The sequence below is a fragment of the Actinoplanes italicus genome, assembly GCF_003001815.1.
Classification (GTDB): Bacteria; Actinomycetota; Actinomycetes; order Mycobacteriales; family Micromonosporaceae; genus Actinoplanes; species Actinoplanes italicus.
Genome location: NZ_PVMZ01000006.1, coordinates 63,634 through 76,949, shown reverse-complemented (window position 1 = coordinate 76,949; position 13,316 = coordinate 63,634). Strand labels below are relative to the sequence as shown.

The window sequence follows — 13,316 nt, the reverse complement described above, 5'->3', positions numbered from 1 at the left end:
CGGTGCCGGTGCCGGTGCCGGTGCCAGGCAGGGGCGGAACTGGCCGGTTGATGTGCACGGCGGTGCGCCCGTCCGGCCGTTCCGTAGCGGGTGGTGCCTGGCGAGTCCATGGCGGGTGGTGCCGGCGATTCCCGTGACGGATGGTGCCTGCGATAGGGGCACCGGGATTGTGCAGCGACCGGCGCACAGGCAACTGCGGGCGCACACTCAGTGGCATCGTGCGCTTCGGTTGTGGCCAGGACGGCAGTGCGCGTCCACGGGTCCACAGCGTGTGCTCCTGCCGTCGCCGTCCACGACGTCATGCGCACACGGAAAGCATCAGCGTGCGCCCGACCGCATCCGGAAAGCCCGACAGTAGCGGCGGCAGCACACCGACGATCGCACTACCGGGCCATCTCAGCCTCCGGCCCCAACCGTGATCACGAACGGTGGCAGCCGTACTAGACACCTTTTACGGTCAGGGTCTGAGGCTGGTGGGGATAGCCATGTCCCGGACCACCTGATCGCCCAGCCGTGGGCGGTGAACCCTTCCCCGGGCTGTTGATCGCCCAGCCGTGCCCGGTGAACCCTTCCCCAGGCCGCCTGATCGCCCGGCCGTGGCCGGTGAACCCTTCCCCGGGTTGTTGATCGCCCAGCCGTGGCCGGTGAACCCTTCCCCAGGCCGCCTGATCGCCCGGCCGTGCCCGGCGAACCCTTCCCCGGGTTGTTGATCGCCCAGCCGTGGCCGGTGAACCCTTCCCCAGGCCGCCTGATCGCCCGGCCGTGCCCGGCGAACCCTTCCCCGGGTTGTTGATCGCCCAGCCGTGGCCGGTGAACCCTTCCCCAGGCCGCCTGATCGCCCGGCCGTGCCCGGCGAACCCTTCCCCGGGTTGTTGATCGCCCAGCCGTGGCCGGCGAACCCTTCCCCAGGCCGCCTGATCGCCCAGCCGTGCCCGGCGAATCCTTTACCGGGCCGGAGGCAGCGATATCCCGGAGCCGGGCTCCGAAAACGGCCGTAGTTGATCGTCCAGCACCGGGTCGTGGCGGTAACCGACCCCGCGATTCCGGAGCCCACGACGGTGACGCCAGGCCATCAGCCGGCCGAGCGCCATCACGGCTCAGACGGATGCGGCTGACGGGCCGGGAACCTCAACCGCGAAAGCTCTCTAGTTCACAGTTCCCGGCCTGGGAAGCAGCCGTAGTGCATATGCGGCCTCTGGAAAACGGTCCGAGATGATCACCCAGGTCAGGAATGGTGCGGCTATGGAGACGTCGGACCCATCTCATTTCTCGATCAGCGCCTCGTCGATCGCAGGAGTTGAGTCGTCGCTGACCGCGGACGAGCGACGGCTGAAGCGCGACCGCGGCCGACGCTTGGGTGACCCCACCACGGCTGTACGGGCTGAGGCGACGCGAATCAAATGCGGAGGCGGCGAAGCAGGGCGGCGAAGCAGGGCGATGCAGTTGGAGCGTGGCGTAAGGCGTGGCGTGGCAGGGCGGTGAGGCGACGTGTGGCGAGGTCGGGCGGTGAGGCGACGTGTGGCGAGGTCGGGCGGTGAGGCGACGTGTGGCGAGGTCGGGCGGTGAGGCGACGTGTGGCGAGGTCGGGCGGCGAGGCGACGTGTGGCGAGGCCGGTCGGTGAGGCGCAACGGCAAGGTGGGGCAGTGGGAACGGAACGTGAAAGCGGGCAGGACCGTCAGGTCCTGCCCGCTTTCAGTGGAGCGGAGCGCGTCAGCGCCAGTTGTTCCGGGGCCGCGTCCGGAGGAAGGCCGCGATCAGGAGGCCGATCAGGACCGTCACCGCGCCGCCGCCGATCCAGGCGAGGTTGCTGCTGATCAGGCTGGTCGGGCCCGCCTGGGCCGGCGGTTCGGCCAGCGTGTCGCCGGTGCTCTCCGGGTCGGGGGCACCGTCGCCGGGGTCGTTGGCCAGAGCCGGACCGTCCGTGTCGGTGGCCTCGGGGTCGGGCTGGTCGAACTCGGTGTTGGTGGTCGACTTCTTGGTCGTCTTCGTGGCCGGTGCGGTGGTTTCGGACTCGGTGGCCGATTCCTCAGACTCTGAAGAATCGGACGTCTTGGTCGGCCGGGCAGTCGCGGTCGCCTTCGGGGTCGAGGTCTTGCCGGAGGTGGTCGCCTCCTCCTCGTCCTCGCGGTCCGTCGTGGTCACGGTGGCACGCGGGGTCGCGGTCACCGTGGTGTTGTTCGGCTTCGCGGTCGCCGGCTTCGTCGAGGCGGGCTTGCCGGTAGCGGTCGCCGTGGGCGTCGGTGTGACCTCACCGCTGTTGGTGTCGTTGCCGCCACCGTTCTGGCCACCGCCGTTGTTGCCGCCACCGTTCTGGCCACCGCCGTTGTTGCCGCCACCGTTCTGGCCACCGCCGTTGTTGCCGCCACCGTTCTGGCCGCCGCCGTTCTGACCGCCACCGTTCTGACCGCCACCGTTCTGGCCGCCACCGTTGTTACCGGCGGCCCGGACGGTGATGCGGACGGAGTCGAGGGCCGGCGTCTGGTTGGCGCGCTCCATCATCGGGATCCGGTGCGAACCGTCGCCCGCCCAGGACGAGCACTGGGCGGTGCCCTCCTGGGGCAGGCCGGGCACCTGGATGGTCACGGTGTCCGGGTCGGCGCCGCCGCGGCTGTCCTCGGTGGCTACGAAGAACGCCGGCACCGGCGCGGATTCGGGCGCCTCGTTCGTGCTGGTCAGCATGCGGCAGGCGGTGTGGAAGTGGCCGCGGACCAGGCCGTTCTGGAGAACGCTGCTCTCCACGTAGTAGCCGCCCTGACCGGCCGCGAGGAAGCGGTCCCTGATCAGGTTGCGGGTGCTGATCCGCAGCTGGAACGGCGCGCCGACGGTGACGTCGCGCGGAGCCTGGGTGATCAGCAGGGTGGGGTTGTTGGCCGCCACCCCGACCTCGCCGAACTCGGTGGACACGCATCGGTCGCCGCGCTGGAAGCCGTCGTGTGCCTGCAGCTGGCTGTCCACGCAGGTGTCGGTGAGGATGGTCAGGTTGTTGCCGACAACCTTGCCGCGCCCGCTCTCGCCGGCCCGCGTGCTGTTGTCGGTGTCCGCGGCTGAGGCGAACTGGGTGAACCCGATGACCCCGCCTAGGGCGGTGAGCACGGCGCCGGCGGCTAGTAGCCGGGTGCGTCGTTGACCCGAGCTTCGCATGACGAGACCTTCTTTTCCCCAGATTTCGCAGTCGGTCGGTGCCGCATCCGGCGCCGACGCCCAGACGTTAGGGGCGCGCCTCACAGAAAGCAATTCCGGAACTTTGTTTGAAGATTCTCTGCAGCCCACTTAAAGAAAAAATATGGAACGGCCCTCGAACCCCAAGCATCCTCCGAACGGATGATGTCCGGAGTTCATGCGATCTTGGGCGCACGTTGCTGAGCGGGGAGAGTAGCGTACGACTCTGTGAGCGACCGGATGCTCAGAGCGACCAGAAACCGCGCGCCGTATAGACGTCGCGGAGTACTTCAATGCGATCCGTCATGATGCCGTCGACACCCATGTCGAGAAGGTCATTCATTTCATCGGGATCGTCGATCGTCCACACGTGGACCGCTAATCCGAGCCGGTGCAGATAGGCGAGGAATCGCGGCGTGAGCACGGTGAATCGCCCGTGCCGGACCGGGATCTGGGCGGCCACCGCCGACTGCGGCAGCCGGATCCGGACGCCGGCCGTGGAGGCGACGCGCAACCGGGCGATGGCGCGCATGGCGAGCGAGGTGGCTACCCGTGGCCCGGCCAGGGCGCGGATCCGGGTCAGGCGGGCGTCGCTGAACGAGCCGAGCAGCACCCGGTCCTCGGCGTCGGCCGCGCGGACCGCGGCGACCGTGGGCTCGGCGGCCGGGTCGGATTTCACGTCGATGTTGAAGCGGACCTCGGGCCAGGCGTCGAGGACCTCGTCGAGGCGGGGCACCGCGGCCGCGCCGCCGACCCGCACCGTCGACAGGTCGGCCCAGCTCAGGTCGGCGACCCGGGCCGACTGCCCGGCCACCCGGTCGAGGCGCGCGTCGTGGATGACGACCGGAACGCCGTCCCTGGTGGCGTGCACGTCGGTCTCGACGTACCGGTATCCCATGTCGATCGCCCGCCGGAACGCCTCGGCGGTGTTCTCGTCGCCCTCGGCCGCCCCGCCGCGGTGGGCGAAGGCGAGCGGTCCGGGCTGGTCGAGGAAGCGAGCGGGAGGACCGGGGCGGCTGGGGACGCGAGCCGGCGGCCCAGGGCGGTCGGAGTCGGGGGAGTAACGGTCCGAAGAATCTTTTTCAGCCCGGCCCGGGGCCGGTGGCGGCGGCTTCATCGGCCTGTACCAGGTCCGATGTCCTTCGCCGCGGTGAAAAAGATTCACCAGGGCAGTATGCCGGGCTTGTTGCACTGAAGTAAAAGAAGTCCGAAGGCATTGACCGTGGCCGCAGCGATGAAGATCATTGTCCGCGCAGTGTGACCGCGGCCTCACGGAAGGGGCGCGAAGCTGGAGACTTTCGAGTACGACGTGGTGATCATCGGAGGCGGCACCGCCGGGTCGGTGGTGGCGTCACGGCTCTCGGCCGACCCCGACCTGCGGATCTGTGTGATCGAAGGCGGTCCTTCGGATGTCGGCGACGAGCGGGTTCTTAGGCTGCGCAACTGGCTGAATCTGCTCGAGACCGAATACGACTACGACTATCCGATCGTGGAGCAGCCGCGCGGGAACTCACATATCCGTCACTCGCGCGCGCGGGTGCTGGGCGGCTGTTCCTCGCACAACACCATGATCAGTTTTCTGCCGCCGCCGGAGGACTTCGCCGACTGGGTGGCGGCCGGGGCGACCGGCTGGTCGTACGACGAGATGCTGCCCTACTGGAAACGGCTGGCGATCAATATCAGTCCGGTCGGTGAGGCCGACCGCAACCCGCTGACCGCCGACTTCGTCGCTGCCTGTCACACGGCGCTCGGTGTGCCGGTGCACGAGGACTTCAACGCGGGGCCGTTCGCCGACGGGACGGGCTTCTTCCCGGTCGGCTACCACCCGGAGAGCGGCATCCGCTCGTCCGCGTCGGTGGCGTACCTGCACCCGTACCTGGATCGACCGAATCTGACCATCAGGACCGAGACCTGGGCGTACCACCTCGATCCTGATCGTGGGGTGACCGTGCGCGACGCCGAAGGCGTCAAGCTGATCCGGGCCGCCCGTGAGTACGTGCTGGCCGCCGGTGCGATCGACACCCCGCGCCTGCTGCTGCTCTCCGGTATCGGACCGGCCGCCGACCTGGCGGAACTCGGCATTCCGGTGCGTGCCGACCTGCCGGTGGGCGAGCATCTGCTGGACCACCCGGAGTCGCTGATCCTCTGGGAGGCGAGCCGGCCGATCCCGCCGATGTCGGCGATGGACTCCGACGCCGGGCTCTTCGTCCGGCGCGACCCGGAGGCCACCCGCCCGGACCTGATGTTCCACCTCTATCAGATCCCGTTCACGTTCAACACCGAGCGCCTCGGCTACGACGTGCCGGAACACGGCTTCGGCATGACGCCGAACGTGCCCCGGCCGCGCAGCTCCGGACGTCTCCGGCTGGCCTCGGCCGATCCGACGGTCAAGCCTCTGCTGGACTTCGGCTACTTCACCGACCCGGAGGGGTACGACGAGCGCACCATCGTGGACGGCCTGAGGCTGGCCCGCGAGGTCGCGGCCACGGAGCCGTTCGCCTCGTGGATCAAGCGGGAGATCGCGCCCGGCCCGGCGCTGCGCACCGACGAGGAGCTGTCGGCGTACGGCCGCGCCGCCCATCACACGGTCTACCACCCGGCGGGCACCTGCCGGATGGGCGCGGCCGGCAGCCCGGAGTCGGTGGTCGACCCGGAACTGCGGTTGATCGGCTTCCCGAACGTACGGATCGCCGACGCCTCGGTCCTGCCGACGATGACCTCGGTGAACCCGATGGTCGCGGTGCTCATGATCGGCGAACGTGCCGCCGACCTGATCGGGCGGGGGCCGAACGGGTGAGCGACGACCCAGAGGCGACGATCGCGGTCGATCGGTTGTGGAAGGTGTTCGGGCCACGCGCGCAAAGGGTGCCGGGCTCGCCGCTGGCCGACCTGTCCGCGGCCGAGCTGCGGGAGAAGGCCGGCTGTCTGGTCGCGCTGCGGGACATCAGTTTCGAGGTGGCCCGCAACGAGGTCTTCGTCGTGATGGGACTGTCCGGCAGTGGCAAGTCCACGCTGGTCCGCTGCCTGACCCGGCTCGTCGAACCGACCAGCGGGGAGGTCCGGATCGACGGCGAGCCGGTCGGCGCCATGTCCGCGAAACGGCTGCGCGACCTGCGCCGGCACCGGGTCGCCATGGTGTTCCAGCACTTCGGCCTGCTGCCGCACCGCCGGGTGCTGGACAACGTCGCCTACGGGCTGGAGATCCAGGGTGCCGGCCGGGCCGAGCGGCACCGCCGCGCGGCCGAGATGCTGGAGCTGGTCGGCCTCACCGGGCACGAGCGGCAGCTGCCGGAGCAGCTCTCCGGCGGCATGCAGCAGCGCGTCGGCCTGGCGCGGGCGCTGGCCACCGACCCCGAGGTGCTGCTCTTCGACGAGCCGTTCAGCGCGCTCGACCCGCTGATCCGCCGGGACATGCAGGCCGAGGTGCGCAGGCTGCACGCCGAAGTCGGCAAGACGATGCTCTTCATCACCCACGATCTGGCCGAGGCGCTGACCCTCGGCGACCGGATCGCGGTGCTGCGTGACGGCGAGCTGGTGCAGGTCGGTACTCCGGAGCAGCTGGTCGGGGCGCCCGCGGACGACTACGTGGCGGACTTCGTCCGGGACGTGCCGCGGGCCGACGTGCTGACGCTGCGCTGGATCGTCCGGCCGCCCACGGCCGGTGAGGAGCACGAGGACACGCCCCTGCCGCACGACACGGTGATCCGGGACGCGGTGTCCCGGGTGCTGACGGCCGGACGACCGATTCCGGTCACCGAGGACGGGCGATCGATCGGTGTCGTCGACGCGGAACGACTGCTGCCCGCGCTTCTCGGCCACCGGCGTCAGGTGCCGGTGTGACCGCCGTACTGACCCGGGCTCCGGTCCGTTCCCTGGAACAACAGAGGGGACCGTGGCTCACCCGTACGATCGCATTGGTCCTGATCGCCGCCGCGACCGTCGCCTATCTGGTGTTCCGCGGAGAGCCGGCGGCGGAGAACACGGATGCCGCCGCCTTCCGGCTCTTCACCGATGTGCGGGACTGGGTGGACGAGAACCGTGACACCCATCCGGCGTTCCTGTTCGGGATGAACTACCTGCGGCTCGGTGTGCGGCTGCTGACCGAGTCGGTGAGCGCGGCGCTGACCGGGCTCGGGTTCGCCGGGCTGGTGGCGGTCGCCGGGGCTGTGTCGTTCGTGCTGGCCGGCTGGCGGTACGCGCTGCTCGCGGTGGCCGGTTTCCTGAGTTTCGCGGTGCTCGGACTGTGGACCGAGAGTGTGGCCACCCTGTCCCTGACGCTGTCGGCGGTGCTGCTGTCGGTGCTGATCGGGGTGCCGCTCGGGGTGCTGGCCGCGCGGGTCCGCTGGTTCGGTGCCGCGATCCGGCCGGTGCTCGACGTCATGCAGATCCTGCCGGCGTTCGCCTACCTGGCACCGATGACGCTGCTGTTCCTGATCGGCTCGCCGGCCGCCGTGGTCGCGACCCTGATCTACGCGGTGCCGGTGACGATCCGGATCACCGAGCTGGGCATCGCCGGGGTGTCGCCGACGGCGGTGGAGGCGGCGGCGGCGCAGGGTTCGACCCGGTGGCAGCTGCTCGTGAAGGTACGCCTGCCGATGGCCCGCCCGGTGCTCGTGCTCGCGGTCAACCAGACGATCATGATGGCGCTGTCCATGGTGGTGGTGACCGCCCTGATCGACGCCCCGGGTCTCGGCGAGAACATCATCCGCGCGCTGGAGCGGGTCAACGTGGGCGCGGCTTTCGACGCCGGCCTGGCGATCGTGATCATGGCGGTGGTGCTGGACCGGGTGACCACGGCCGCGTCCCGCCGCAGTCCGATCGGCTGGCGGGTGTCGGTGCCGGTGCTGGCGGCCGCCGCGGTGGTGGCTCTGCTGCCGATCGGCGACGCGGTGCCGCGATGGAGTGCCGCCGAGCCCGTCAACGAGATCACCGCCTGGGTCGAACTGCACTGGTACGACGCGACCGAATGGCTGCGCAACACGGTCAGCACCGTCCTGCTGAACCCCCTCGAGACCGTGCTGACGACCACCCCGTGGTGGCTGTTCACGCTGGTGGTGGTCGCGATCGGGTTCCTCGCGGCGGGCTGGCGGGCCGCGCTGATCGCCGGTGCCGCGTCCGCCGGGATCGCCGGACTCGGACTCTGGGCGCATGCCATGCAGACGCTGGCCACGGTGCTGGTCGGGACCGCGCTGACACTGCTGATCGGCGCCTGGGCCGGAGTGCTCTGCGCCCGGCATGACCGGCTGGCCACAGCGGTCCGCCCGCTGCTGGACGCGGCGCAGACCATGCCGTCGTTCGTCTACCTGCTCCCGGCCGTCGCCCTCTTCGGCGCCAGCCGGTTCACCGCGATCGTCGCGGCCGTGATCTTCGCGGTGCCGCCCGTGGTCCGGCTCGTCGAGCGCGGCATCCGCGACGTGCCGTCCCCTGTGGTCGAGGCCGCGGTCTCGTCCGGATCCACCCCACGCCAGCTGCTGTGGAAGGTGCAGCTGCCGCTCGCCCGTCCGGGCCTGCTGCTCGCCGCGAACCAGGGGATCGTCATGGTCCTCGGCATGGTCGTGGTCGGTGGCCTGGTCGGGGCCGGTGCGCTCGGATACGACGTGGTCGCCGGCTTCTCGCAACGCGAGGACTTCGGGCGTGGCCTGGCCGCCGGCTTCGCGATCGTCCTCCTCGGCATCCTGCTCGACCGTCTAACCCCCCGAAAGGCTGAAGTGTGAAGAAGATTCCGGTAATCGTGGTTCTGGGGCTGCTCCTGGGCGGCTGCCAGGGCGCCACCTCTGATGCGGGCGGCACACCCCCGCCGAGTGCCCCCGCGAACAAGGGCACGGTCAAACTCGCGATCAACCCCTGGGTGGGGTACGAGGCGAACGCCGCCGTGATCGAGCACCTGCTCGAGACGAAGCTGGGCTACACGGTCGAGACCAAGAACCTCAAGGAGGAGATCTCCTGGCAGGGGTTCGAGACCGGTGAGGTCGACGCGATCGTGGAGAACTGGGGCCACGACGACCTGAAGAAGACCTACATCACCGAGAAGAAGGTCGCGGTCGACGCCGGGCCGACCGGCAACACCGGCACGATCGGCTGGTACGTCCCGCAGTGGATGGCCGACCAGTATCCGGACATCACCGACTGGAACAACTTGAACAAGTACGCCGACCTGTTCAAGACCTCCGAGTCGGGCGGCAAGGGGCAGTTCCTGGCCGGCGACCCGTCGTTCGTCACCAACGACGAGGCGTTGATCGCCAACCTGAAGCTGAATTACAAGGTGGTCTTCTCCGGCAGCGAGGCGGCCATCATCAAGGCCGCCCAGCAGGCCAACGCGCAGAAGAAGCCGCTGCTCTTCTACTTCTACGAGCCGCAGTGGCTGTTCGCGAAGGAGAAGTACGCCCGGGTGAAGCTGCCGGAGTACAAGGCCGGCTGTGACGCCGACCCGAAGAAGGTCGCCTGCGACTACCCGGACTACGTGCTCGACAAGGTGGTCAGCAAGAAGTTCGCCGATACCGGCGGGGCCGCGTACGAGCTGGTCAAGAACTTCAAGTGGACCAACGACGACCAGAACCTGGTCTCCGACTACATCACCAACCAGGGTCTGAGCGCTGAGAAGGCCGCCGAGAAGTGGGTGGCCGAGCACGAGGCGACCTGGAAGCCCTGGATTCCGGCCGGGAGCTGACGATGCCCGGACCCGCGGTCGTGATCATCGGCGCCGGGATCGTCGGCTGTGCGCTCGCCGACGAGCTCACCGGGCGTGGCTGGACCGACGTCACCGTCCTGGAACAGGGGCCTCTGTTCGAGACCGGCGGGTCCAGCTCGCACGCGCCCGGACTGGTCTTCCAGACCAATCCGTCGCGGACCATGGCCAGGCTCGCCCGCTACACCGTCGAGAAGTTCTCCGAGCTGGGGTGCTTCTCGGCGGTGGGCAGTCTGGAAGTCGCGACGACTCCGGCTCGCCTCGCCGAACTGCATCGCCGTTTCGGCTACGGGCAGTCCTGGGGAGTCCCGTCCTCCGTCCTGGATCCGGACGCCTGCTTCTCCCTATTCCCATTATTGGACAAATCGTTAATTACCGGCGGGCTTTATGTGCCGTCCGACGGGCTTGCCTCGGCGGTGCGCGCTGCCTCGTCCCAGGCGGAGCGGGCGACCTCACGTGGCGCCAGATTCGTCGGTAACAGTGAGGTCGTCGCGATCACATCGCAGGGCGGTCGAGTCACCGGAGTCGTGACCGCGGATGACCGTTACAAAGCGGACATGGTGGTCAGCTGCGCCGGCTTCTGGGGCCCCGCGATCGGCGCCATGGCCGGCGTCCCGATCCCGCTGCTGCCGATGGCCCATCAGTACGTCCGGAGCACCCCGGCGGGCGCGGCCGACACGCTGCCGATCCTGCGCCACCAGGACCGTGACCTCTACTTCCGGGCCCACGGTGACCGGCTGGGCGTCGGTTCCTACCTGCACGACCCGATGCCGGTCGACCTGGCCGACCTGCCCGGCGACGCCCACCCGTCGAAACTGCCGTTCACCCCGGACGCCTTCAAGACGTCCTGGTCGGCGGCCGGCGAGCTGATCCCGGCGCTGCGCGGCGCCACCCTGGAGGACGCGTTCAACGGCGTCTTCTCGTTCACCGCCGACGGCTTCCCGCTGCTCGGCGAGTCGGCCGCGCTGCGCGGCTTCTGGACCGCCGAGGCCGTCTGGGTCACCCACTCGGCCGGCGCCGCGAAGGCCGTCGCCGAGTGGATGGTCGACGGGCGGCCCGCCATCGACCTGCACGAGTGCGACCTCAATCGTTTCGACGCGGCCCAGCTCGCCCCCGACTACGTGCGGAAACGCTCGATCCGCAGCTTCATCGAGGTCTACGACATCATCCACCCGGCCGACCCGCCGTCGGTGCGCAACGTACGGGTCAGCCCGTTCCACCCCCGGCAGGTCGAGCTCGGCGCGGTCTTCGGTGAGGCTGCCGGGTGGGAGCGACCCCTCTGGTACGCCTCCAACCCGGCCCCGGACGCGCCGCGCCCCCGCGACGAATGGTCGTCACGGCACTTCTCCCCGATCGCCGAGACCGAGGCCCGGCTCACCCGCCGGCGGGTCGCCCTGTACGACATGACCCCGCTGACCCGGATCGAGGTGACCGGCCCGGTCTCGTTCCTGGCCGGGCTGGTCGCCGGCAACATCGACCGCAAGGTCGGCAGCGTGGTCTACACCTTCCTGCTCGACGCGGCGGGCGGCGTGCGCAGCGACATCACCGTGGCCCGTCTCGCCGAGAACCGCTGGCAGGTCGGCGGCAACGGTCCGCTCGACGTCGACTGGCTGCGGAGGCACGCCACCCCCGGGGTCTCGGTGCGCGACGTCACCGGCGGTACCTGCGGGGTCGGCCTGTGGGGTCCGGCGGCCCGGGAACTGGTCGCCCCGCTCACCGACGTCGACGTGTCGGCCGAGGCGTTCAAGTACTTCCAGTGCCGGCTCGGGCACATCGGCACGGTCCCGGTCACCATGTTGCGGCTCTCCTATGTGGGTGAGCTGGGCTGGGAGATCTACACCGAGGCCCAGTACGGGCTGCGGCTGTGGGACACACTCTGGGAGGCCGGCCGGGAGCACCAGCTGATCGCGGCCGGGCGGGTCGCGTTCGACAGCCTGCGCCTGGAGAAGGGCTACCGCTCCTGGGGCCGGGACATGACGGCCGAGGACGACCCGTACCAGGCAGGGCTGCTGCCGCCCGGCGATCGTGAGCCGGATCGCCGGCTCACCTGCCTGATCCTCGCCGACACCGGGGACGTGCCGCTCGGGCGCGAACCGGTCTACGCCGGTGGGTTCCCGGTCGGACACGTGACCAGCGCGGCGTACGGCTGGTCGGTGGGCGCCCCGATCGCCTACGCCTGGCTGCCGTCCGCGCTGTCCGAGCCCGGAACGCAGGTGGAGATCGGATACTTCGACCGGCTGCTCCTCGCCACCGTGGCGGCCGAGCCGCTGTTCGATCCGAAACACGAGCGCCTCCGGCGCTGAGCAGACCCGAGGGAGCCGGTATGGCCGCATTCGATGTGATCGTCGTCGGACTCGGTGGCATGGGCAGCGCCACCGTTCACCAGCTGGCCGCCCGCGGGCACCGGGTTCTCGGGCTGGAGCGGTTCGGGCCCGGGCACGATCGCGGGGCCAGTCACGGCGGGTCGCGGATCACCCGGCAGTCCTACTTCGAGGGGTCGGAGTACGTTCCGCTGCTGCTCCGGGCGTACGAGCTGTTCGACCGGCTGGCGGCCGACTCCGGGCAGGACGTGATCACGCTTACCGGTGGTGTGATGGTGGGGCGGCCCGGCTGCCGTACCGTCGCCGGCGCTCTGGAGAGCGCCCGGGCACACGGCCTGGAGCACGAGTTGCTCGACGCGGCCGAGCTGCGCCGACGGTTCCCGACCATGGCGCCGCACGACGACGAGGTCGCTCTCTACGAGGCCAAGGCGGGTTTCGTACGCCCTGAGCGCACCGTGGTGGCGCAACTCGACCTGGCCGCCCGGCACGGCGCCGAGCTGCACTTCGACGAGCCGATGGAGTCATGGTCGCCGGACACCGGCGGCGGTGTCCGGGTGCGGACCGCGGCCGGCGAGTACACGGCCGGCCAGCTGGTGATCACTCCCGGACCGTGGGCGCCGCGGCTGCTGGCCGACCTGGGTGTGCCGGTCCGGATCGAGCGGCAGGTGCAGCACTGGTTCACGCCGCGCGGCGGGGTCGAGCCGTTCCTCGCCGACCGTCACCCGATCTACATCTGGGAGCCGGCTGAGGGGCATCAGATGTACGGCTTCCCGGCGATCGACGGCCCCGGCGGCGGCGCCAAGATCGCGTTCTTCCGGCGCGGCACCGAGACGACTCCCGAGGGTCTGGACACCGCCGTGCATCCGGACGAGATCGCCGAGATGGCCGCGGGCGCCGCCCGGATCCTGCCCGACCTGCCGGGACAGTGGCTGCGCGGCGAGCCCTGCCTGTACAGCACCACCCCGGACGAGCACTTCGTGATCAGCCGGCACCCGGCCCACGAGGCGGTCACCGTGGCCTGCGGCTTCTCCGGGCACGGCTTCAAGTTCGTGCCGGTGGTCGGCGAGATCGTCGCGGATCTGGCGACCACCGGTTCCACCCGCCACCCGATCGACCTGTTCCACCCCTCGCGCCTGACGGAGTGATGCCG

Annotated in this window: 8 protein-coding genes; 6 read left to right on the top strand and 2 right to left on the bottom strand. The window is 70.0% G+C overall.

The window, feature by feature from the left end:
- Positions 1 to 1,711: 1,711 nt before the first annotated feature.
- Positions 1,712 to 3,142, bottom strand: coding sequence for a hypothetical protein (locus tag CLV67_RS54750; RefSeq protein ID WP_106319241.1), 1,431 nt, complete (start codon positions 3,140 to 3,142; stop codon positions 1,712 to 1,714).
- A gap of 262 nt (positions 3,143 to 3,404) precedes the next feature.
- Complete coding sequence (locus tag CLV67_RS16530; protein WP_239166924.1) at positions 3,405 to 4,325, bottom strand: glycerophosphodiester phosphodiesterase family protein; 921 nt, start codon at positions 4,323 to 4,325, stop codon at positions 3,405 to 3,407.
- 144 nt (positions 4,326 to 4,469) lie between these two features.
- Between CLV67_RS16530 and CLV67_RS16525 the strand changes: the two genes are divergently transcribed.
- The 6 genes from CLV67_RS16525 to solA are packed head-to-tail and all read left to right on the top strand — an operon-like array spanning position 4,470 to position 13,311.
- Positions 4,470 to 5,957, top strand: coding sequence for a GMC family oxidoreductase (locus CLV67_RS16525; RefSeq protein WP_106319237.1), 1,488 nt, complete (start codon positions 4,470 to 4,472; stop codon positions 5,955 to 5,957).
- On the top strand, positions 5,954 to 7,000 hold the full coding sequence (locus CLV67_RS16520) for a quaternary amine ABC transporter ATP-binding protein (protein ID WP_106319235.1): 1,047 nt from the start codon (positions 5,954 to 5,956) through the stop codon (positions 6,998 to 7,000). Before CLV67_RS16525 ends, CLV67_RS16520 begins: the two co-directional genes overlap by 4 nt.
- The gene (locus tag CLV67_RS16515) at positions 6,997 to 8,874 is read left to right on the top strand and encodes an ABC transporter permease (protein WP_239166925.1); all 1,878 of its coding nucleotides are present in this window, start codon (positions 6,997 to 6,999) and stop codon (positions 8,872 to 8,874) included. The genes CLV67_RS16520 and CLV67_RS16515 overlap by 4 nt, the downstream gene beginning before the upstream one ends.
- On the top strand, positions 8,871 to 9,827 hold the full coding sequence (locus CLV67_RS16510; protein WP_106319233.1) for an ABC transporter substrate-binding protein: 957 nt from the start codon (positions 8,871 to 8,873) through the stop codon (positions 9,825 to 9,827). The genes CLV67_RS16515 and CLV67_RS16510 overlap by 4 nt, the downstream gene beginning before the upstream one ends.
- 2 nt (positions 9,828 to 9,829) lie before the next feature.
- A complete protein-coding gene (locus tag CLV67_RS16505; protein WP_106319832.1) occupies positions 9,830 to 12,148 on the top strand; it encodes a GcvT family protein in 2,319 nt (772 codons plus the stop codon).
- A gap of 20 nt (positions 12,149 to 12,168) precedes the next feature.
- Entirely contained in the window at positions 12,169 to 13,311 is a 1,143-nt protein-coding gene (gene solA / locus CLV67_RS16500) for an N-methyl-L-tryptophan oxidase (RefSeq protein ID WP_106319231.1), read from the top strand.
- Positions 13,312 to 13,316: the final 5 nt, after the last annotated feature.

Bases quoted from the DNA above. Each gene is read 5' to 3' on its own strand.
- CLV67_RS54750 (WP_106319241.1), bottom strand. From the start codon at position 3,142: ATGCGAAGCTCGGGTCAACGACGCACCCGGCTACTAGCCGCCGGCGCC.
- CLV67_RS16505 (WP_106319832.1), top strand. From the start codon at position 9,830: ATGCCCGGACCCGCGGTCGTGATCATCGGCGCCGGGATCGTCGGCTGT.
- solA (WP_106319231.1), top strand. From the start codon at position 12,169: ATGGCCGCATTCGATGTGATCGTCGTCGGACTCGGTGGCATGGGCAGC.